We start from the raw sequence: 21,588 nt of genomic DNA on the forward strand, positions 1-21,588 counted from the left end.
GGGCGCCATGGCACAGACGGGGGGCGCCCGGCACGATTGCCGTGCCGGGCGCCCCAGTTGCCGTACGAGCGACGGTTACAGCTGCTCGATGACGACGGTTACAGCTTCTCGATCACGTAGTCGACGCACTTCGTGAGGGACTCGATGTCCGCCGGGTCGATCGCGGGGAACATGGCGACACGGAGCTGGTTGCGGCCGAGCTTGCGGTAGGGCTCGGTGTCGACGATGCCGTTGGCGCGCAGGACCTTGGCGACGGCGGCCGCGTCGACGTCGTCGGTGAAGTCGATCGTGCCGATGACCTGGGAGCGCTTGGCCGGATCGGTGACGAACGGGTTCGCGTACTTGACGTCCTCGGCCCAGCCGTACAGCGTGCGCGAGGAGGTCGCAGTGCGGCGGACCGACCAGTCGAGGCCGCCCTGGCCGTTGATCCACTCCAGCTGGTCGTTCAGCAGGAAGAGGGTGGCGAGGGCCGGGGTGTTGTACGTCTGGTTCTTGCGGGAGTTGTCGATCGCCGTGGGCAGGCTGAAGAACTCCGGGACGTGGCGGCCGCTCGCGTGGACGCGCTCGGCGCGCTCGATGGCGGCCGGGGAGAAGATCCCGATCCACAGGCCGCCGTCCGCGGCGAAGGACTTCTGCGGGGCGAAGTAGTAGACGTCCGTCTCGGCGATGTCGACGGGCAGGCCGCCCGCGCCGCTCGTCGCGTCCACGACGACGAGGGAGCCCTCGTCGGCGCTCGCGACACGCTTGACCGGGGCCGCGACACCGGTGGAGGTCTCGTTGTGCGTGAGGGCGTAGACGTCCACGCCCGACTGGGCGACCGGCTCCGGGTGGGTGCCCGGCTCGGAGGTGATGACGTCCGGGTCGGCGAGCCAGGGGGCGAGCTTGGCGGCCTTCGCGAACTTCGAGCTGAACTCACCGAAGGTGAGGTGCTGCGACTTGTTCTCGATCAGGCCGTGCGTCGCGACGTCCCAGAACGCGGTGGAGCCGCCGTTGCCGAGGACGACCTCGTAGCCCTCGGGGAGCTGGAAGAGGTCACGCACTCCCTCGCGGACCTTCCCCACGAGGTTCTTAACCGGGGCCTGGCGGTGGGACGTCCCCATCAGGGACGTGCCGGTCGCGGCGAGCGCGGTGAGCGACTCCGTACGCACCTTGGAGGGGCCCGCGCCGAAACGGCCGTCGGCGGGCTTGAGGTCAGCGGGGATCTGGATATCAGCCACGACGGGAGCGTATCCGTTTCCGGAAACGTGGGTGAAACGTCGTCCGGCCGGTGAGACGAGGTGTCCATGCGCGTTATGTGAGGGTGCCGGCCACCAGCGCCAGCACGGCGATGAGCAGGGTGAGGGTCCCGCCGAAGGCGATTCCGGCGCGGAGCAGCGCGGCGGGCGCGGAGGCGCCGTCCCAGCGGGCGAGCAGTCCGGCGGTGACAGCGGCGAGCAGGGCGAGCAGGAAGGCGGCGAGCAGGGCCAGGGTCAGTAGCGCCAGGTGCGTGGGCGTGGGCGAGGCGGTCATGAGGGCTTCTTCCGTTCCGTGAGCGGGGCGATGGAAGGAAGGTGGCCGAAGTCGCGTACGGCGGCGTTCGGATGGACAAAGATGAACGGGCTTGAACAACGGGGGCGGCGCTGTCCGTGGAGGGGGCCGGGGTGGGGGCGAGCGAGAGCCGACAGGAAGTGCTGGCGGAGCTGAAGGAGCGGCTGCGGAGCCTGCGCGTACAGCGGCGGCTGTCGATGACCGCTCTGCCGGGGCGGGCGGGGCTGGGGCGCACCACGGTCAGCCAGGCGCTGAACGGGACCGGCATGCCCAGCGAGGCGACCGTCGTGGCACTCGCGGCGGCTCTGAAGACCGATGCCCAACCGTTGCTACGGCTGCGGGCCCGCGCGCTGCCTCCTACCGCGCCTGTCGGGACAGTGGACGACGCCGATCCGGACCCGGAGAAGTGGTTCGAGAACTGGTACCGGGGCTATCTGGAGCAGCGATATGGGCAGCTGTCGGTGATCGGGCTGGATCTGTCCCGTCCGGAGCGTGCCTGCTGGCCGTTGGATGCCGCATATCTCAGCCTGGAACTCTCCGCCCCTGTCCGGGGCGCCGGGCTCACCGACAGCCGAGGCGAGATGGGCACCGGGCTCGGCCACGGAGGGGCGGAGGTGTGGGTGGAGCGGGCCGAGCAGGCCCTGGCCGGACGGCGGCGGACCCTTGTGCGGGGGCTGGCCGGCAGCGGCAAAACCACTCTGATGCAGTGGCTCGCCGTCTCCGCCGCACGCCGTCGCCTGCCGCCCCAGCTGGCCCACTTGGAGGGCTGCCTGCCGTTTGTCCTGCCACTGCGGACCCTTGTACGCCGCGGCGAGTTGCCCGCCCCGCACGAATACCTGACTGCGGTCGGCTGCCCGCGCGATGGCGCCCAGCCTGCGAACTGGGCCGACCGGGCCCTGGTCGAGGGCCGTGCCCTGCTGCTCATCGACGGCCTCGACGAAGTACCCCAGGCCCAGCGGGCCAAGACCAGGCAGTGGCTGCGCGAACTGCTCGCCGCCTACCCGCAGGCCGCCTATCTGGTGACCACCCGGCCTTCCGCCGTACCCGAGGGCTGGCTCGCCGACAGCGGATTCACCGAACTGACCGTACGGCCCATGAGCACCCGGGACGTGGCGGTGTTCGTCACCCGCTGGCACACCGCGGCCGCCTTCAACGCCACCACCGATCAGGAACGGGCCCACCTGACCACTCTGGAAGAGGCGCTCAAGGACACCGTGCGCTCTCAGCGCGACCTGGCCCGCCTGACCACCACACCGCTGCTGTGCGCGCTGGTCTGTGCCCTGCACCGCGACCGGCGCGGGCACCTGCCGCACGGCCGGATGGAGCTCTATGAGGCCGCCCTGTCCATGCTGATGCACCGCCGTGACCGCGAACGCGACATCGAGGCGCCCGAGGGGCTCAGCCTCACCGAGCACCAGAGCGTCCAGCTCCTGCAGCGCCTGGCCTACTGGCTCATTCGCAACGGCCAGACCGAACTCGACCACGACACGGCGCGGGCGCTCGTCGACGACGCCCTGCCCGCCATGCCGCACATTGCTCAGCAGGCCGACGCCGACGGTGTCCTCACCCACCTGCTCGCCCGCTCCGGGCTGCTACGGCAACCCACCGCCGAGACCATCGACTTCGTCCACCGCACCTTCCAGGACTATCTCGGTGCCAAGGCCGCCATCGAGGCACGCGACATCCCCCTGCTGGTCCGGCACGCCCATGACGATCAGTGGGAGGACGTCCTGCGTATGGCCGTGGCCCACGCGCGTCCCCATGAACGCGCAAGCCTGCTGCGCCGCTTGATCACGCGCGGCGACCGCACCCCCAAGCACCGCACCCGTCTGCATCTGCTGGCCACGGCCTGCCTGGAACACGCGACCGAGCTCGACCCGGCCGTCCGCGAGGACGTCCAGCAGCGCACGGCTGCTCTCCTGCCCCCGCGGAGCGTTGAAGAGGCCCATACGCTGGCCGCGGTCGGCCCGGTCATCCTCGATCTGCTGCCCGGCCCCGAAGGCCTGGAGGACGACGAGGCCGAAGCCGTTGTCAGTACGGCCGGCCGTATCGGCGGCGACGCCGCTCTCACGGTCATGAAGAAATTCCGCGCCAGCACTAGCTTCAACGTCCAGTTCACGCTGCATGACGAATGGAGCAACTTCGACACTGAGGACTACGCCCGCGAAGTCCTCGCCCACGCACCGAGCGCCCATTATGTGAGGGTCCGCTCAGCCGAACAACTCTCGGTGCTGCGCCACCTGCGCACTCTCACCAGAGTCGAATTCACCGGAAACTTCACGAGCGGCGAGATCACCAGTGCGATCAGGCCGGGAGAGCTTCAGAGGCTGGAGGCCACTCGGAACTCTGCGCTGGAAAATCTGGGCTTCCTTCAGGCGTACACGTCCTTGACCGACATCTCCTTCAACCAGTGCCGGAACGTCGCGGACCTGACACCACTGGCCGCCACGCCCGTCACCAGCCTCAGCCTCTACGGGTGTGAGGCGGCACGCCTCGACGACCTCCAGGGCCTGGCCCACCTGAAGAGCCTGAGTCTTAATGTGAAGCACCCGCTCCGTAACCTTGAAGCACTGCCTGTCGACGCAGATCTCACGAGCCTGTGGCTCGGCATCCTCTCCTGCGAACATCTCCACACGCTTGAAGGCGTCGCCCGCTGGCCCAACCTCACCTACCTGAACCTGTGTGGTCCCCTGGACGGCCTTTCTCAGATCTCGGCATTGCCCGAGCTCAGCTGTCTCACGCTGCAGGTCCGCGCCAGCCTGTCCATGCTTGCCGACCTCCCGCCCACCCCACAGATCGAGGAGCTCTGGCTGGGAAACTGGAAGGCGGACGACGACCTTGCCACGGCGGCCAGGGCACTTCCTAACCTCAAAAAGCTGACGATCACCTGCTACGGCGGGCCCCGGCAGGTAGACCTCACTCCACTGCGCGGCATGGCAGACCTCGCCGTCACCATCCACCGGGCAGACGAAGTCCTCGGCACAGAGCACTTCCCACCCGGCGCCATCACCCGAAAGCCCCGCCCGAGGAACTGAACTGCTCGTGCCCGTCCGGCGTTCGTGAAGGCCTCAACTCCTCAGGTGGGCAGGCCTCCGAGGGGCGGCGCAGGGGTGAAGCGCACGGGGAGGTTCGTCAGGCCTCGTAGCCACGGCGAGGGACGACGCGTCAACGAGTTGGCGGGGACGGTCAGGTCGATGTCCGGGAGGCGGTCCAGGACTACCTCGATGGCTGTGCGGGCGATGACCTCCGCTATCTCCTGGGCGGGGAACGGGCAGCGGTGTTCGCCGTGGCCGAAGGAGAAGTGCGCGCTGTTGCCGCCGGTGAGGGCGGAGCTGTGGGTGCGGACCTGTGGGTCGTGGTTGGCGGCCTGGAGGCCCAGCAGCAGGAGGTCACCGGCGCGCACACCCCGCCCCCCGAGCCGCGTGTCGCGGGCGGCCCAGCGCCCGGCCACGTTCTGCGTGGGCGTGTCCTCCCACAGCACCTCGTTCATCGCCTCGGCGACACTGCGCCGCCCGCCGAAGAGCGAGGCCGCGAACCGCTCGTCCGTGAGCATCAGCCGCAGCGAGTTGCCGATCCAGTCGGCGGTCGGCTGGTGCCCGGCGGCCATCATGACCATCAGGTCCTGGGTGATCTCCTCGTGCGTGAAGCCGCCCGCGCCCCCTCCCGCGTGTCCGCGCTCGAGCATCCGGCTGACCACGTCGTCCGCGGGGCGCGCCGCCCTGTCCGCCACCAGGTGGGCCATCGCGGCGGCCACGTGCAACTGCCCGGCGATGGCGCCCTCGTGCCCGTCGACCATGTCGTTCAGGGCGGCGACGAGCCCGGGGCCCTGTTCGTCGGCGAAGCCGTAGAGGGTGGCGAGGACACGTACGGGGAGTAGGGCCGCGTAGTCCGCTACCAGGTCCGTCGCGCCCTTGGCGCACACCGCGTCGATCAGTTCGTCGGCGAACCGCTCGGCGAGGGTACGCAGTTCGAAGGCGTCGACGGCTTCGAGGGCGTCGCTGACCATCGCGGCGCGCTCGCGGTGGCGTTCGCCGACGGTGTAGAGGATGGACGGCTGCCCGCGGCCGATCAGCGGCAGCAGCGGCCAGTCGTCGGGGACCCGGTCCCACTGGTTCCAGAGGCCGGAGTCGCGGCTGAACAGCACCGGATCCCCGGTGACCTGGTGCAGCTCGCGGTAGCCGAGCACGAGCCAGGCCGGGATGTCCCCGTCGAGCAGCACCGACGCCACGGCACCGTGCTCACGCCTCAACTCCCGGTACAGCTCCGCGGGTTCTGCCAGGAACCGGGGCCCGTTGAGGCGTACGGGGGCGGGGTTCACTGGGTCAACTCCGGCGCGGGTGAGGTGACCGCGGCGGGTGCGGTGACCTGGTCCTGCGGTGTACCGGCGGAGCCCCCGGCCGCGTACGGACTCCTGGCGGCCCGCACCCTCTCGATGACCTGCGGATCCTCGGCGAGGTACAGGCTCTTGATGTGTTCGACGAGGGCGATCAGGACACGCTTGCCGGAGTTGCGGGAGCGTGCGTCGCAGTCGACGAGCGGGATGTGCGGGGCGAGATCGAGGGCGTCGCGGACCTGTTCGGGTGTGTGGGCGGGGCCGCGGAAGTCGTTGCGGGCGACGATGAACGGCGTACCGAGGCGTTCGAGCCGGTCGATGGCGTACCAGGAGTCGTCGATGCGGCGGGTGTCGACGAGGACGACCGCGCCGAGCGCCCCGGTGAAGAGCCGGTCCCAGAGGTACCAGAAGCGCTCCTGGCCCGGCGCGCCGAAGAGGTAGAGCACGGTGCGGGCGCTGAGCGTGATGCGGCCGAAGTCGAAGGCGACGGTCGTCCGGGACTTGCCGGGCACCGCGCTGACGTCGTCGACCGTCCCGCCGGCCCCCGTGATCGTCTCCTCGGTGCTGAGGGGGCGGATCTCGCTCACCGAGTGGATCATCGTCGTCTTGCCGACGCCGAAACCGCCGACGACCACGATCTTCAGCCCGTTGTCGGCGGACGCCGCCAGGGGCGTACGAACCTCGGGCGCACGGTCCTCGGGCGTACGGGCGCTGGATGTAGCGGCGTCGGACGTGCCCGTGTCGGACGTACCCGTGTCGGGTGTCCGGGCGGCGGCGGTCGGTTCAGAGGTTGCGGAGTCCAACGAGCACCTGCTCCAGGATGTCGGGATCGGGGCGGCCGGCGATTGCGGCCCTGCGCGGGTGGCGGGCGCTGACGCGGCCCTCGGCGAGGAGGTCGGAGAGCAGGATCTTCGTGATGCTGACCGGCAGCCGCAGTTCCGCGGCGACCTCCGCGACGGCGGTGGGCCGTTCGGCGAGGCGCAGGATCGCCGCGTGCTCCGACTGCATGCCGGGGACCGCGTCGCACTCGGCGACGACCAGGGTCACCAGGTCGAACGGCGTTCCGGGCGTGGACCGGCTGCGTCCCTGCGTGACGGTGTAGAGCCGGTCGGGCGCGTCGTCCCTGCCCGGCCGGCTCATGACGTACGTGGCTGCGCGCTCAGTGACGTACGAGGCTGTGAACTCAGGTGTTCGCCGAGCTGTTCCACGAGTTCGGCCATGTTGTGCCCGACGAGCCCGGGGTCCGCCTCCTCGGCCGTGACCAGGGCCAGATGCGCGCCCTCGCCCGCCTCCACGATGAACAGGACCCCGCCGTAGAACTCGGCCATCGCCGACCGTACGCCCCCGGTGCCGTCCCCGAACTCCATGGACGCCCCGTGGGACAGCGACTGGATACCGGCGGCGATGGCGGCGAGCTGGTCGGCCTGGTCGACGGAGAGTTCCGGCGTACGGCACAGCTTCAGGCCGTCCCGGGAGAGCACGAGCGCGTGCCGGGCGCCGGGGGTGCGCGCCAGCATGCCCTGCATGAGCCAGGTCAGCTTCTCCTCGGTGGAGGCGGAGGAGTGGGCGGTGGGGGAGGCGGATGCGGCGATGGCGGCCGTGGCCGAGCTGCCGATGGGGCCGGTGGGGCCGGTCATGAAGTGGGGTCGCTTTCCGGGTGGGAGGTGGCAGGGCTCGTACGGGCTTGTACGGGCTCCTCCGCCGACGTCCCTCGGACGGCTTGGCGGAAACTGCTGAAGCGGGCGGCGCGGGTCATCACGTCGTCGTGCGCGGAGCCGGGGGCCTCCGGGGAGTAGGGGGTGCCGGAGCGGTCGGAACCGTCGGAACCGTCGGAGTCGTCACGGCTGCCGAGCGCGGCCGGGGGTCTGCTGCGGGAGCGCTGGGCCTCCACTTCGGCCTCCGCCTCGGCGAGGGTGCGGCCCCGGTGGCGCTTGGGGAGGCTGACGAGGGGGTCGGCGACCACGGGCCGGAGCGGGGAGCCGTGGGCGGGCACGGGCTCCGGGTCCAGGTCGGGCAGGGCGTGCGCGGCGGCGTACGACTGCTGGGGGCGGGGCCAGGGCTGGGGCTGGGGCCAGGACTGCGGCGCAGGGTCGGACACCTCGGGCTCGTGACCGTGACGGGCGTCGTGGGCGTCATGGGCGCCTTGGGCTCCGTGGGTGCCATGGGTCTCAGGGGCGTCATGCGTGGCCGGAATCGGGACCCAGGCCACGGCCGGGCCGGGTGCCGAGGCCGAGGGCGAGGGCGAGACCCGGTTCGCGGTCGGTACCTGGGGTGTGGCCGGTACGTGGCTCGGAGTCGATGCCGATGCCCGGTCCCGGTCCGGGTCCGGGTCCGGGGCCAGGTCCGAAGCCGATGTCGAGGCAGGCGCCGAGGACGAGGACGAGGCCGAGAACGAGGCCCAAGCGGACGTCGGGGCAGCGCCAGTTGTCGAGGCCGGCGTCGGAGTCGCGGTGGAGGCCCAAGTCGGCGTCGGGGAAGCCTCCGGAGCCGAGCCGGTCGTCGACGTCGGCATCGAACCCGAAGTCGGCACCGAACCCGAAGTCGGCACCGAACCCGACGTCGGCACCGAACCCGAAGTCGGCATCGAAGCCGAAGTCGAAGCCGAAGCTGGCGTCGAAGCCGATGTGGGCTTCGAAGCCGAAGTCTGCGGCGGCGTCTGCGTCGCGGTCGCGGCAGGGCTCGCGAGGATGTCCTGGGGGATGAGCACCAGGACGCCCGTGCCGCCGCGCGCGGAGGGGCGGAAGGAGACCTTCAGGCCGTACTTGCGGGAGAGGCGGCCGACGACCGCGAGGCCGAGCCGGGTGCCGCTGAGGCCGCCGAGTTCCGCCTCCTCGCCGGAGACGGCGCGTTCGGCGCGGCGCAGCTGCACGTCGCCCATCACCAGCCCGCTGTCCTCCACGGAGATGATGACTCCGGCCGGAACCTCCTCTACGTAGACGTGCACTTCGGCCGTCGGAGGAGAGAAGTTCGCGGCGTTGTCGAGGATCTCGGCGAGCGCGTGCATCACGCCCTCGGCGGCGTGCCCGGCCACGGCGGCCTCGCTGGACGAGTGCACGCGTACGCGCTGGTAGCCGCTGATACGGCCCATCGCGCCGCGCAGGATCGACTCCATGACGATGGGCCGCGCCCAGCGGCGGCCCGAGCGCGCGCCCGCGAGGACGGCGACGGAGTCGGCGAGACGGCCCGCCTGGGCGGTGCGGTGGTCGAGGTGGAGGAGGTCGGTGAGGACGTCCTCGTCGGCGTGCCGCTCCTCCATGGCGCGCAGGTCGGCCAGCATGCTCGTGGCCAGGGCCTGCAGCCGGCCCGCGGTGTTGGCGGCCGCCGAGATCGCGGCGGCGCGGTCGGTTCTCGCCTGCCGCAGTTCGTCGGCCACGCGCGCGTGCTCGGCGCCGAGGCGGATGCGCTCCCGGTCGAGTTCGGCGGCCAGACGGACCTTCTGGTGGGTGTTCTGCTCGGCGAGGCGGGCGCGTTCCCGGGTGTACTCGTCGGTCAGGCGCGCGCGTTCGCGGGCCGACTCCTCGGTGAGGCGGGCGTGCTCCTGGAGCAGCCGGCCGGCCTCCTGGGACACCGCTTCGAGGCGGCGGACGAGTAATCGCGACGTTGCCATGGCGCGGCTCGCCAGGGCGACGGCAGCGCACAGCAGGACGACGCCCGCGCTGCCGCCCCAGGCGAGGGCCACGCGCACCGACGCGGGGGCCAGGGCGACCGCGGCGCCGACGGCGAGCGCCGCCGGTACGGCGGCCAGGAGCGGGGCGAGCACGACGGCACGCAGGCGAGGTCGCTCGCCTCCGAGGTGCGCTGGGGACGGCCGATCCGGGGTGGGGCGCGCTTGCGGGGTGGGCGCGGTCATCAATCGTGTCCTCGGTCGTGTCCTGGGCGGGATGCGACACCTGGTGCTCAACTGGCGGTCACTATATGGGAGTTCGTGATCGGACCGGGCAGGATTCGTGCCCGCTTTCACAAGTCGTCCCCAATCCGGGGGCCGACCCTCCTTCGCCCGCCGGGGGTCACTGTCAGTGACGGGGTGCATTCTTGGAGGCATGACGGAAATGGATCTCGGGGAGCTGCGGTCGGAGCTGCGGAAAGCCGTGCGCGGAGAGGTCGCCTTCGGCGTGACGGCGAGGGCGCTGACCACCATGGACGCGTCCAACTACCGGCGCGTGCCGCTCGGTGTGGTCGCCCCGAGAGACGCCGACGACGTGGCGGCGGCGCTGTCCGTCTGCTCCCGTCTCCGTGTGCCGGTCGTCGCGCGTGGTGGTGGTACGTCGATCGCGGGACAGGCGACCGGCACGGGTGTGGTGCTGGACTTCACCCGCCACATGAACCGGATCGTGTCCCTGGACGCGCAGGAGCGCACGGCCGTGGTCCAGCCGGGGGTCGTCCTGGACCGCCTCCAGGAGGCGGCCGCGCCGCACGGCCTGCGCTTCGGGCCCGACCCGTCGACCCACAGCCGGTGCACGCTCGGCGGGATGATCGGCAACAACTCGTGCGGGTCGCACTCGGTGGCCTGGGGCACGACGGCCGACAGCGTGCGCGAGCTGTCCGTGGTGACGGCGAGGGGCGAGTTCCTGTCGCCGGGCCGCTCCTGGGCGGGCGCTCCGGAGGGGCTGCGGGCCCTGGTGGAGGGGGAGTTGGAGCGGCTGCGCACCGGCTTCCCGGACCTGCCCCGCCGTATTTCGGGGTACGCGCTGGACGCGCTGCTCCCCGAGAAGGGCGCCGACGTAGCCCGTTCCTTCTGCGGCTCCGAGGGCACCCTCGGCGTGCTGACGGAGGCGGTCGTCGCGCTGGTCGAGGCCCCACGCGCGCGTGCGCTGGCCGTGCTGGCGTACGCGGACGAGAGCGCGGCGGCCGAGGCGGCGGCGGGCCTGCTGCCGTACCGGCCGTTGACGGTGGAGGGCATGGCGGCCGATCTCGTACGGGCGGACGCGGGACTGCCCAGGGGCGGCGCCTGGCTCTTCGTGGAGACGGGCGGCGGGACGGCGGCTGAGGCACGCGCGCGTGCGGACGCGATCGTGCGTGCCGCGGACGTCGTCGACTCCCTCGTGGTCACCGACCCGGCCGGTCAGCGGGCCCTGTGGCGCGTCCGCGAGGACGCGAGCGGCACGGCGACCCGGATGCCGGACGGCACCGAGGCCTGGCCCGGCTGGGAGGACTGCGCGGTGCCCCCGGCCCGACTCGGCCCGTATCTGCGGGACTTCAGAGGGCTGCTGACCTCCCACGGCCTGCGCGGCACGCCGTACGGGCACTTCGGGGACGGCTGCATTCACGTACGCATCGACTTCGACCTGCTCTCCCCCGAGGGCATCGGCCGCTTCCGCCGCTTCTCGGAGGAGCTGGCGGAGCTGGTCGTCGCCCACGGCGGCTCGCTCTCCGGAGAGCACGGCGACGGGCAGGCCAGGGCCGAACTGCTCCCGAAGATGTACGGGGAGGAGATGGTCGCCCTCTTCGAGCGAGCGAAGTCGGTGTGGGACCCGGACGACCTGCTCAACCCGGGAATGCTGGTCCGGCCCGCCGCCCTGGACGAGAACCTGAGATTCGCCGTGCTCCCGCGCGAGCCGGTGGACGTGGCCTTCGGCTATCCGCACGACGGAGGGGACTTCTCGGCGGCGGTCCGCAGATGCGTGGGCGTCGCCAAGTGCCGCACGGAGACGGCCGGTCCGGGCTCCGGCGTCATGTGCCCCTCCTTCCGCGCGACCGGCGAGGAGGAGCACTCCACGCGCGGGCGGGCCCGGCTGCTGCACGAGATGCTCGCGGGCGAGGTCGTCACCGACGGCTGGGCGTCCACGGAGGTCCGGGACGCGCTGGACCTGTGCCTGTCCTGCAAGGGCTGCCGCTCCGACTGCCCGGTGGGGGTCGACATGGCCACGTACAAGGCGGAGTTCCTGCACCACCACTACGCGGGCCGCCGGCGACCGGCCGCGCACTACGCGATGGGGTGGCTGCCGGTCTGGCTCGGCACGGTCTCCCGCCTGCACTTGGCCGGCCCGGTCAACTTCCTCGCTTCGGTACGCCCGTTGGCGGCCGTGGTGAAGTGGCTGGGCGGGATCGCGCCCGAGCGGGAGATTCCGCGGGTGGCGGGGGAGACGTTCACCCGGTGGTGGGGCCGCGGGGTCAGGGCGCAGGCACGGCAGGAGATGCGCGAGGGCGGCGTCGAGTACGAAGAGCACCCGGACGGCCTGCCCAAGACGGTCGTTCTCTGGCCGGACACCTTCACGGAGTACCTGTCACCGTCCGTCGGAAAGGCGGCGGCACGGGTTCTGGAGGCGGCGGGGCTGAGGGTGCTGCCGTGGCCGCCGAGGGAGAGACGGCTCCTGCGGGTGCCGGCCTTGGGCAGGTGGCTTCGGTGGATGCCGGCCGTGGGCGGGTGGCTTCGGTGGGTGCCGGGCATGGGCAGGCGGCAGCCGTGGAGCCGGGCGTCGGGCGACGGATCGCTGGCCGCACCGAGCCCGCAGACCGCCCTGAACCCGTCGGATGTCCCGGGCCCGCCCGCCGATCCGAGTCTGTCGACTGCCCCGAGTCTGCCCGCTGCTCCGAGTCTGTCGACTGCTCCGGCCCCGTCGACTGCTCCGGCCCCGTCGGCCGCCCCGGCTCCGTCGGCCGTTCCGAGTCTGTCGGCTGCCCCGGACCCGTCGGCTGTCCCGAGCCCGTCCGCCGCCCCGAGCCCGTCCGACGTCCCGCGGGTGGCTCCCCGTGGCCGGGTCTGTTGCGGCCTGACCTATGTCTCGACGGGTCAACTGGACCGCGCCCGCAAGGTGATGCGACGCACCCTCGACCTGCTGTATCCGCTCGGGGATCCGGCCTTCCCCGGGGAAGGCACGCCCATCGTCGTCCTCGAACCCAGCTGCGCCGCCGCCCTGCGCACGGACCTGCCCGAGCTGCTGCCCGACGATCCGCGCGCCAAGCGAGTGGCGTCGGCCGTCCTGACCTTCGCGGAGGCGCTCGAACGCCACGCCCCGCACTGGACCCCACCCCGACTGGACCGCCCTGTCGTGGGTCAGACCCACTGCCACCAGCACGCGGTCCTCGGCGACGCCCCGGACCGCCGCCTTCGCACGGCAGCGGGCCTGACCGGCGAACTCTCCGGCGGCTGCTGCGGCCTGGCGGGCAACTTCGGCTTCGAGAAGGGCCATTACGAAGTGTCGGTGGCCTGCGCGGAGGAACAGCTGCTGCCGGCGGTCCGGGCGGCCGGGGAGGAACCGGTGGTCCTGGCGGACGGCTTCTCGTGCCGCGCCCAACTGGAACAGTTGGAACAGCTCGGAGGCCGGAAGGGCAGACACCTGGCGGAGGTGCTGGCGGAGGGTCTGGACGGCCCCGAGATCTAGGTGTGGCGTAGATCAGCACAACAGGCGCAGATCAGGCGCAGATCAGGCGCAGGTCAAGCGTGCGGCGCGAAGCCGTCAGCCGTGCCGTCAGCGGTGCCGTGGGGGCCCGGAAGGTTGTGCGGACGTGGTGAGGGCGGTCGTCGAGTCTCCCACCGGGGCCGCCACCGTGCCCGTGACCCGGGTCCTGAGGCGGAGGCTGAGGACGATGCCAACTGCCGCGCAGGCACAGGTCATCCACCAGCTGGAATGCCAGCCGCCGGTGCGGGTGGCCAGCCATGCGGCGAGCGCGGGACCGATGAAACTGCCGGTGTTGAAGAGCTGCTGGATCAGACCCATGGTGGCGGGGGCGGAGCCGCCTGCCGGAGTGAGTTCACCGATCATGCGCAACAAGGTGGCCGGTATCGCGCCGCCGGTCAGCGAGAAGGCCACGACGCAGAGGAACTGCCAGGCGGTGCCCGCGGGGAGGGTATGCCAGTCGACTGCGAAGGCTGGCAGGGATGTGGTGGCCATGAGGACGAAGGCGGGGACGAGGAGGGCGCGGGCGGGCAGGCCGCGTCTCATGAGTGCCGCGGTGGTGATCGAGCCGATGGCGTTCGCCGCGCCGACCACCGCGCTGAGGACGCCCGGCCAGCTGCCCGCCATCCCGCCGTCGCGGTAGATGGTGGGCAGGAACCCGACCACGGCCATCCACGGAAGGGTGTAGCAGGCGAAGACGAGGCCGGCCGTCCAGGGGGCGGGGGCCCGGACGGTGCGGCCGATGCGGCTGAGGGCGGCCACCGCGCTGCGGGGAACGTCGGCCCGGACGTTGCGGGGAACACGGCCCGGGACGTCCCGAGGAACGCCGACCGGACCAGCACCGCCATCTCACTGGCCGAGGTCATCCCCTACCGCCCCCGGGCCCTCCTGCGCCGCCTGGCCGACGGATGAAAAGGGTTGGACCGGACGATGCCGGGGCCAGTAGCTTCCAGACGACCGTGACACCGCCCGAGGAGGTGAGACCCATGAACGCTGCATCGACGTGGGTGCTCCCCCTTCCCGTCACGGCCGGGCGATTGACGTAGGTGTCGCCGGGAGCGCCTTGCCAACAAGGCACTCCCGAAGGGCAACACACCTATGCACTCTCCACAGTTCACCGCCGAGCCGTCGGCGACGGATCCGGATAGGGATACGGCGACGGATACGGCGACGGATCTGGATACGGTCACGTTCGACGTGATCATTGCCGGGTGCGGGCCGACCGGCGCGATGCTGGCCGCCGAACTGCGGCTGCACGATGTGCGGGTACTCGTTCTGGAGAAGGAAACCGAGCCCGCGTCGTTGGTCCGCATCGTCGGTCTGCACATTCGCAGTGTCGAGCTGATGGCAATGCGCGGACTGCTGGATCGCCTTCTCGAACACGGAAGAAGGCGTCCGGCCGCAGGATTCTTCGCCGCCATCGACAAACCCGCGCCCGAGGGCCTGGATTCCGCGCACGCCTATCTGCTGGGCATCCCGCAACCGGTCGTCGTCCGTCTGCTCGAAGAGCACGCGATCGAACTGGGTGCACAGGTCCGGCGCGGTTGTGCGGTGGCCGGTTTCGAGCAGGACGACGAGGGCGTGACCGTCGAACTGGCCAGTTGGGGGACCCCCGCCGGTGAGGGCGTAGCCGGCGGGGGAGGCGAACGGCTGCGTGCGCGCTACCTCGTCGGCTGTGACGGCGGGCGCAGTACGGTGCGCAAACTGCTCGGCGTCGGCTTCCCCGGCGAGCCTTCGCGGACCGAGACGCTGATGGGCGAGATGGAAGTGGGTGTGCCGCAGGAGGAGATCGCCGCCAAGGTGGCCGAAATCGGCGGGACCAATCAGCGATTCTGGCTCAGGCCCTTCGGCGAAAAGGCGTACAGCGTCGTAGTCCCCGCCGCGGGAGTCGGCGATCGCGCGGAACCGCCCACCCTCCAGGATTTCAGGCAACAACTGCGGGCCATCGCCGGAACCGATTTCGGTGTGCACTCCCCGCGCTGGCTGTCCCGCTTCGGCGATGCCACCCGGCTGGCCGAACGCTATCGGGTCGGGCGGGTGCTGCTGGCCGGCGATGCGGCACACATCCATCCACCCGTCGGCGGACAGGGTCTCAACCTGGGCGTTCAGGACGCGTTCAACCTCGGCTGGAAACTGGCCGCACAGATCCGCGGCTGGGCGCCGGAAACACTGCTGGACACCTACCAGGCCGAACGTCATCCCGTCGCCGAGGACGTGCTCGACAACACCCGAGCCCAGATGGAACTGCACTCCACCGAACCGGGCCCGCAGGCCCTGCGCAGGCTGCTCACCGAACTGATGGACTTCGACGAGGTGAACCGCTACCTGATCGAGAAGATCACCGCGATCGCCGTCCGCTACGACTTCGGCGAAGGCCCCGACCTGCTCGGCCGCCGCCTGCGCGACATCGACGTGAAACAGGGCCACCTCTACGGCCTGCTGCATCGCGGCCGCGGCCTGCTGCTGGACCGTACCGAACGACTGACCGTCGGCGGCTGGTCGGACCGGGTCGATCACCTCTCGGATCCCACAGCGGCACTGGATGTTCCGTGCGTCCTGCTGCGCCCCGACGGCCACGTCGCCTGGATCGGCGACGACCAGCGGGACCTGGACGACCACCTCACCCGCTGGTTCGGCAGGCCCGCCAACTGATTCCGGCGCCGGGCCGCCCAGGACATTTCACCGCAGCGTAAGCTGCAAAACTGTTGTACAGCCCTGACTGAGTCCATTACCCTGGACCGGAAAGTCCACCATGATGTACTGCAACGTACAACAGCTCTCGACCCGAACTTCCTGGACGGCCCCGTGAACATCCCCAGCGCTGACCGCTCCCCGTCGGTCGCCGACCCCACGGCCGCCGTCGCCGGGCCGGCCCCCGTGTTCGACCCGGGGGTCGGCTCGGCGACCAGTCCGACGGAGGGCTCGACGGGGGGCCCGACGGACGGTCCGGCGGGCGGCCCGCGCGGGATCCGGGCCCTCGGCCCCGTGGGGCTCGTGCTCGCCGGAGGTATCTCCGTCCAGTTCGGCGGTGCCCTCGCCGTGACGCTCATGCCGCGCACCGGAGCGCTCGGCGTCGTCACGCTCCGCCTCGTGGTCGCCGCGATCGTGATGCTCGTGGTCTGTCGCCCCAAACTGCGCGGGCACTCGCGCACCGACTGGGGAACCGTCGTCGTCTTCGGCATCACGATGGCCGCGATGAACGGCCTCTTCTACCAGTCGGTCGCCCGCATCCCGCTCGGCCCCGCCGTCACGCTGGAAGTGCTCGGCCCCCTCGTGCTCTCGGTGGTGGCCTCCCGCCGCGCCCTCAACTTCGTCTGGGCCGGCCTCGCCCTCGGCGGCGTCTTCCTCCTCGGCGGCGGAGGCTTCGACAGTCTCGACCCGGTCGGTGTCGCGTTCGCCCTGTCGGCCGGCGCCATGTGGGCCGCGTACATCGTCTTCAGTGCCCGTACGGGGCGGCGCTTCCCGCAGGCCGACGGGCTGGCGCTCGCCATGGCGGTCGCGGCCGTGCTGTTCCTGCCGCTCGGCCTCGTCGAGTCCGGCTCGAAGCTGCTGGACCCGACCACGCTCGCGCTGGGCTCCGCCGTCGCCGTCCTCTCCTCCGTGCTCCCCTACACCCTCGAACTCCTCGCCCTGCGCCGCCTGCCCGCCTCCACCTTCGCCGTCCTCATGAGCCTCGAACCGGCCGTCGCCTCGATCGCCGGCTTCCTGGTCCTGAGCCAGACGCTCTCCATGACGGAGGCCCTGGCGATCACACTCGTCATCGCGGCGAGCATGGGAGCGGTACGAACCCAGGTGGGCCGGGGCAGGGCCAAGGGGCTGGACTCCTAGACGCGCCGCCCCGCCGGCGAGGTGCCTGCCCGGGCACCGCCGACCGGCGGGCTTTTCCCCGACTGACGGGCCCCAGCAAGGCGGGCTTCTCCCCTACCGACGGCTTCTCCCCGGCCGACGGGGGTTCCCTCCGACCGATGAGCTTCTCCCTGGCCCTGGCCCTGGCCCCGGCTCCGGCTCCGGCCTCTGCCCCGGCACCGGCTTCAGCACCGGCCCCGGCTCCGGCCCCGGCTCCGGCTCCGGCCTCTGCCCCGGCACCGGCCCCGCTCCAGACATGCCGTCCGCCATCCCGGTTTCAATAATGCAAGCACGCTTGCTTGTTTCTGTGAGCGCTGCCATGCTCCTGGGCACACCGCGCCGCACACCGCCGTGCCCGAGGGGAGCGCATCGTGACCGATCCGACGCCAGTGTTCGACGACCTGCGCGACGAGAGCGAGGAACTCGACCGGCTGGTGGGGGAGTTGAGCGAGGACGCCTGGGCGCTCGCGACCCCCGCGGCGGGCTGGACCGTCGCCCATCAGATCGCGCATCTCGCCTGGACCGACCGGTCGGCGCTGCTCGCGGCGACCGACCTGGCAGCCTTCGGGGCGGAGGTGGAGAAGGCGCTCGCCGCCCCGGACCGGTTCGTCGACGAGGGGGCCGAGGAAGGCGCCGGGCTGCCGCCCGCACGGCTGCTCGCCGAGTGGCGCGCGGGGCGTGACGCCCTGCACAAGGTGCTGAGTTCGGCACCCAGAGGAGTGCGCTTCCCCTGGTACGGGCCGCCGATGTCCGCCGCCTCCATGGCGACGGCCCGGCTGATGGAGACCTGGGCCCACGGCCAGGACATCGCCGACGCGTTGCATGTGATGAGGCCACCCACCGACCGGCTGCGGCATGTGGCGCGCATCGGGGTGCGAGCCCGGAACTTCGCCTTCGGGGTACAGGGGCTGGACGCGCCGGAGGAGGAGTTCCGAGTCGAACTGACGGCACCCTCCGGCGACGGCGCGTTGTGGACGTACGGCCCCGAGGGCGCGGCCCAGCGCGTGACCGGCCCCGCCCTCGACTTCTGTCTGCTCGTCACCCGGCGGGCCCACCGCGCCGATCTCGCCGTACGGGCGCAAGGGCCCGACGCCGACCGCTGGCTCGACTTCGCGCAGGCCTTCGCGGGTCCGCCCGGCACCGGCCGCGCGCCGAAGGGGGCCACGGGATGACCGACTCAGGGGTCCGTTCCACGACAGGATCAACACCCGCCCCGGCAACCCGACCCCATCCCCATCCCCACCCCCTCCGCATCGGCAACGCCTCTGGTTTCTACGGCGACCGGTTCGACGCGATGCGCGAGATGCTCACCGGCGGTCCCCTGGACGTCCTGACCGGCGACTACCTCGCCGAGCTGACCATGCTCATCCTCGGCCGCGACCGCCTCAAGAACCCGGCCGGCGGCTACGCGCGCACCTTCCTCCGCCAGCTGGAGGAGTGTCTCGGGCTCGCGCACGAGAAGGGTGTACGGATCGTCGCCAACGCCGGCGGCCTCAACCCGGCCGGACTCGCCGACGCCGTACGGGAGTTGGCCCAGCGGCTCGGCATCCCGGCGCGGGTGGCGCACGTCGAGGGCGACGACCTCACCGCACGCCACCCCAAGAGCCTCGCCGCGCACGCCTACCTGGGCGGCGAAGGCATCGCCACCTGCCTCCGCGAGGGCGCGGACATCGTCGTCACCGGCCGAGTCACCGACGCCGCCCTGGTCACGGGACCGGCCGCCGCCCACTTCGGCTGGACGCCGGACGCGTACGACCGACTCGCGGGTGCCGTCGTCGCCGGGCACGTCCTGGAGTGCGGCACGCAGGCCACCGGCGGCAACTACGCCTTCTTCGCCGAGCACGACCCGGACCGCCTGCACCACCCGGGCTTCCCCGTCGCCGAACTCCACGAGGACGGCACGAGCGTCATCACCAAGCACGACGGCACCGGCGGCGTCGTCGACCTCGGTACGGTCACCGCCCAGCTCCTGTACGAGACGTCCGGCGCCCGGTACGCGGGCCCCGACGTCACCGCGCGCCTCGACTCGGTCCGGCTCACCCAGGAGGGCCCCGACCGGGTACGGATCGACGGTGTGCGCGGCGAGGCCCCGCCGCCCACCCTCAAGGTCGGGCTCAACCGCCTCGGCGGTTTCCGCAACGAGGTCGTCTTCGTCCTGACCGGGCTCGACATCGAGAAGAAGGCCGCGCTCGTCCGGGACCAGCTGGAGACCTCGCTCATGGCGGCCAAGTCCCGCCCGGCCGACGTCCGTTGGGAACTCGCCCGCACCGACCACCCCGACGCCCCCACCGAGGAGACGGCCAGCGCCCTCCTCAGGCTCGTCGTGCGTGACCCCGACCAGGACACGGTGGGCCGGACCCTCAGCGGAGCCGCCGTAGAGCTGGCGCTCGGCAGCTACCCCGGATTCCATGTGTTGGCGCCACCCGGAAAGGGCGCGCCCTATGGGGTCTTCGAGGATGTGTACGTCCCCCATGGCGACGTCGACCATATGGCCGTCCTCCACGACGGACACCGGATCCATGTGATGCCGGCCCAGGACACCCGCGTACTGGAGCCGCTGGAGGAACCCCCGCTGCCGGAGCCGCTGCCCGAATCCCCGACCCCGGGACCGACCCGCCGCGCCCCCCTCGGCCTCGTCGCCGGGGCCCGCAGCGGTGACAAGGGCGGCAACGCGAACGTCGGCGTCTGGGCCCGCTCGGACGACGCCTGGCGCTGGCTGGCGCACACCCTCACCACCGACCGGTTCCGCGAACTCCTTCCGGAAACGGCCGACTTGACCGTCGTACGCCATGTGCTGCCGAACCTGCGCGCCCTCAACTTCGTAGTGGAGGGAGTCCTCGGCGAGGGTGTCGCCGCCCAGCACCGTTTCGATCCGCAGGCCAAGGCCCTCGGCGAATGGCTGCGCTCCCGCCACCTCGACATCCCGGAGGTACTGCTGTGACGGTCCTGGCGTCCGCGCTGGACACCGCCTCCCCGGACTACGCCGCCCACCGCGAGGCCATGCTCGCCAAGCTCACCGAGCTGGACACCGAGCACGCGAAAGCCCTCGCGGGCGGCGGCGAGAAGTACGTCGCCCGGCACCGAAAGCGCGGCAAACTGCTCGCCCGCGAGCGCATCGAGCTGCTCCTCGACCCCGACACTCCGTTCCTGGAGCTGTCGCCGCTCGCGGCCTGGGGGAGCGCCTCCCCCGAGTACACAGTCGGTGCCTCGCTCGTCACCGGCATCGGTGTCGTCGAGGGCGTGGAGTGCCTGATCACGGCGAACGACCCGACCGTGCGCGGCGGCGCCAGCAACCCCTGGAGCCTGAAGAAGGCGCTCAGGGCGAACGACATCGCGCTCGCCAACCGCCTGCCCTGCATCAGCCTCGTCGAGTCCGGTGGCGCCGACCTGCCCTCCCAGAAGGAGATCTTCATCCCCGGGGGCGCCATCTTCCGTGACATCACGCGGCTTTCGGCGGCCGGCATCCCGACCGTCGCGGTCGTCTTCGGGAACTCCACCGCGGGCGGCGCGTACATCCCCGGCATGTCCGACCACGTGATCATGGTCAAGGAGCGGGCGAAGGTCTTCCTCGGCGGTCCGCCGCTGGTCAAGATGGCCACCGGCGAGGAGAGCGACGACGAGTCGCTGGGCGGCGCCGAGATGCACGCGCGCGTGTCGGGCCTCGCCGACTACTTCGCCGTCGACGAGCAGGACGCCCTCCGGCAGGCGCGCCGCGTCGTCGCCCGCCTCAACCACCGCAAGGCGTACGGCGATCCGGGCCCGGCCGCCCCGCCCAAGTACGACGAGGACGAGCTGCTCGGCATCGTCCCCGGGGACCTGCGCACCCCCTTCGACCCCCGCGAGGTCGTCGCGCGCCTCGTCGACGCCTCCGACTTCGACGAGTTCAAGCCCCTCTACGGAACGAGCCTCGCCACCGGCTGGGCGACCCTCCATGGCTACCCGGTCGGCATCCTCGCCAACGCCCAGGGCGTGCTCTTCAGCGAGGAGTCCCAGAAGGCGGCCCAGTTCATCCAGCTGGCCAACCAGCGGGACATCCCCCTGCTCTTCCTGCACAACACCACCGGCTACATGGTCGGCAAGGAGTACGAACAGGGCGGCATCATCAAGCACGGCGCGATGATGATCAACGCGGTGAGCAACAGCCGCGTGCCCCACCTCTCCGTGCTCATGGGCGCGTCGTACGGAGCCGGGCACTACGGCATGTGCGGGCGGGCGTACGACCCGCGTTTCCTCTTCGCCTGGCCCAGCGCCAAGTCCGCCGTCATGGGCCCCCAGCAGCTCGCGGGCGTCCTGTCGATCGTCGCCCGGCAGTCCGCCGCCGCGAAGGGGCAGCCCTACGACGAGGACGCCGACGCCGCCCTGCGCGCCATGGTCGAGCAGCAGATCGAGTCCGAGTCCCTGCCGATGTTCCTGTCCGGGCGGCTGTACGACGACGGGGTCATCGATCCCCGCGACACCCGCACCGTCCTCGGCCTGTGCCTGTCCGCGATCCACACGGCGCCCTACGAGGGCGCACGCGGCGGCTTCGGCGTCTTCCGGATGTGA

The 21,588-nt window shown here is 71.6% G+C and carries 15 protein-coding genes; 7 read left to right on the forward strand and 8 right to left on the reverse strand.

From position 1 onward, the window contains the following. Window positions 1-98 precede the first annotated feature (98 nt). Together serC and ACZ5VQ_RS19665 are read right to left on the reverse strand one after the other, a co-directional pair. Complete coding sequence (gene serC, locus ACZ5VQ_RS19660) at window positions 99-1,217, reverse strand: phosphoserine transaminase (protein ID WP_469105992.1); 1,119 nt, start codon at window positions 1,215-1,217, stop codon at window positions 99-101. Window positions 1,218-1,290: 73 nt separating this feature from the next. Continuing rightward, a complete protein-coding gene (locus ACZ5VQ_RS19665) occupies window positions 1,291-1,509 on the reverse strand; it encodes a hypothetical protein (protein WP_469105993.1) in 219 nt (72 codons plus the stop codon). 131 nt (window positions 1,510-1,640) lie between these two features. On the opposite strand from ACZ5VQ_RS19665, the gene ACZ5VQ_RS19670 reads away from it, so the two are divergent. Further along, window positions 1,641-4,562 carry an NACHT domain-containing protein gene (locus ACZ5VQ_RS19670; protein WP_469105994.1) on the forward strand — a complete coding sequence of 974 codons (2,922 nt, stop codon included), beginning with the start codon at window positions 1,641-1,643 and terminating at the stop codon, window positions 4,560-4,562. Between the two features lie 41 nt (window positions 4,563-4,603). Here the strand turns inward: ACZ5VQ_RS19670 and ACZ5VQ_RS19675 are convergent, their stop codons facing one another. The 5 genes from ACZ5VQ_RS19675 to ACZ5VQ_RS19695 all read right to left on the reverse strand — a co-directional run bounded on the left by ACZ5VQ_RS19675 (window position 4,604) and on the right by ACZ5VQ_RS19695 (window position 9,710). Then, window positions 4,604-5,845: a cytochrome P450 gene (locus ACZ5VQ_RS19675; RefSeq protein WP_469105995.1), complete on the reverse strand. Its 1,242-nt coding sequence runs from the start codon at window positions 5,843-5,845 to the stop codon at window positions 4,604-4,606. Continuing rightward, a complete protein-coding gene (locus ACZ5VQ_RS19680; protein ID WP_469106138.1) occupies window positions 5,842-6,528 on the reverse strand; it encodes a GTP-binding protein in 687 nt (228 codons plus the stop codon). The genes ACZ5VQ_RS19675 and ACZ5VQ_RS19680 overlap by 4 nt, the downstream gene beginning before the upstream one ends. 115 nt (window positions 6,529-6,643) lie before the next feature. Further along, window positions 6,644-7,000, reverse strand: coding sequence for a DUF742 domain-containing protein (locus ACZ5VQ_RS19685; protein ID WP_143639742.1), 357 nt, complete (start codon window positions 6,998-7,000; stop codon window positions 6,644-6,646). Then, window positions 6,997-7,386, reverse strand: coding sequence for a roadblock/LC7 domain-containing protein (locus ACZ5VQ_RS19690; RefSeq protein WP_234048755.1), 390 nt, complete (start codon window positions 7,384-7,386; stop codon window positions 6,997-6,999). The genes ACZ5VQ_RS19685 and ACZ5VQ_RS19690 overlap by 4 nt, the downstream gene beginning before the upstream one ends. A gap of 107 nt (window positions 7,387-7,493) precedes the next feature. Continuing rightward, on the reverse strand, window positions 7,494-9,710 hold the full coding sequence (locus tag ACZ5VQ_RS19695; RefSeq protein WP_469105996.1) for a sensor histidine kinase: 2,217 nt from the start codon (window positions 9,708-9,710) through the stop codon (window positions 7,494-7,496). Between the two features lie 190 nt (window positions 9,711-9,900). On the opposite strand from ACZ5VQ_RS19695, the gene ACZ5VQ_RS19700 reads away from it, so the two are divergent. Continuing rightward, window positions 9,901-13,182, forward strand: a complete 3,282-nt coding sequence (locus tag ACZ5VQ_RS19700; protein WP_469105997.1) for an FAD-binding and (Fe-S)-binding domain-containing protein — start codon at window positions 9,901-9,903, stop codon at window positions 13,180-13,182. 87 nt (window positions 13,183-13,269) lie between these two features. Here ACZ5VQ_RS19700 and ACZ5VQ_RS19705 read toward each other — a convergent pair whose 3' ends face one another. Then, window positions 13,270-13,959 (reverse strand): MFS transporter, encoded by a 690-nt coding sequence (locus ACZ5VQ_RS19705; protein WP_469105998.1) that lies wholly within the window; start codon window positions 13,957-13,959, stop codon window positions 13,270-13,272. Window positions 13,960-14,295: 336 nt separating this feature from the next. Between ACZ5VQ_RS19705 and rox the strand changes: the two genes are divergently transcribed. From rox to ACZ5VQ_RS19730, 5 genes are all read left to right on the forward strand, one after another. Beyond that, the gene (gene rox / locus ACZ5VQ_RS19710) at window positions 14,296-15,849 is read left to right on the forward strand and encodes a rifampin monooxygenase (RefSeq protein ID WP_469105999.1); all 1,554 of its coding nucleotides are present in this window, start codon (window positions 14,296-14,298) and stop codon (window positions 15,847-15,849) included. Window positions 15,850-16,074: 225 nt separating this feature from the next. After that, window positions 16,075-17,025: an EamA family transporter gene (locus ACZ5VQ_RS19715; protein WP_469106139.1), complete on the forward strand. Its 951-nt coding sequence runs from the start codon at window positions 16,075-16,077 to the stop codon at window positions 17,023-17,025. Between the two features lie 389 nt (window positions 17,026-17,414). After that, window positions 17,415-18,215, forward strand: a complete 801-nt coding sequence (locus tag ACZ5VQ_RS19720) for a TIGR03084 family metal-binding protein (protein ID WP_469106000.1) — start codon at window positions 17,415-17,417, stop codon at window positions 18,213-18,215. 122 nt (window positions 18,216-18,337) lie between these two features. Next, window positions 18,338-19,984 (forward strand): acyclic terpene utilization AtuA family protein, encoded by a 1,647-nt coding sequence (locus ACZ5VQ_RS19725; RefSeq protein WP_469106140.1) that lies wholly within the window; start codon window positions 18,338-18,340, stop codon window positions 19,982-19,984. Then, window positions 19,981-21,588: an acyl-CoA carboxylase subunit beta gene (locus ACZ5VQ_RS19730; RefSeq protein WP_469106001.1), complete on the forward strand. Its 1,608-nt coding sequence runs from the start codon at window positions 19,981-19,983 to the stop codon at window positions 21,586-21,588. The genes ACZ5VQ_RS19725 and ACZ5VQ_RS19730 overlap by 4 nt, the downstream gene beginning before the upstream one ends.

The sequence above is a fragment of the Streptomyces sp. NPDC033178 genome (assembly GCF_055577685.1).

Excerpts from the sequence above, each read along its gene's own strand:
- rox (WP_469105999.1), top strand. The coding sequence starts at position 14,296 with ATGCACTCTCCACAGTTCACCGCCGAGCCGTCGGCGACGGATCCGGAT.
- ACZ5VQ_RS19690 (WP_234048755.1), bottom strand. The coding sequence starts at position 7,386 with ATGCAGGGCATGCTGGCGCGCACCCCCGGCGCCCGGCACGCGCTCGTG.
- ACZ5VQ_RS19695 (WP_469105996.1), bottom strand. The coding sequence starts at position 9,710 with ATGACCGCGCCCACCCCGCAAGCGCGCCCCACCCCGGATCGGCCGTCC.
- ACZ5VQ_RS19700 (WP_469105997.1), top strand. The coding sequence starts at position 9,901 with ATGACGGAAATGGATCTCGGGGAGCTGCGGTCGGAGCTGCGGAAAGCC.
- ACZ5VQ_RS19685 (WP_143639742.1), bottom strand. The coding sequence starts at position 7,000 with ATGAGCCGGCCGGGCAGGGACGACGCGCCCGACCGGCTCTACACCGTC.
- ACZ5VQ_RS19725 (WP_469106140.1), top strand. The coding sequence starts at position 18,338 with ATGCGCGAGATGCTCACCGGCGGTCCCCTGGACGTCCTGACCGGCGAC.
- ACZ5VQ_RS19665 (WP_469105993.1), bottom strand. The coding sequence starts at position 1,509 with ATGACCGCCTCGCCCACGCCCACGCACCTGGCGCTACTGACCCTGGCC.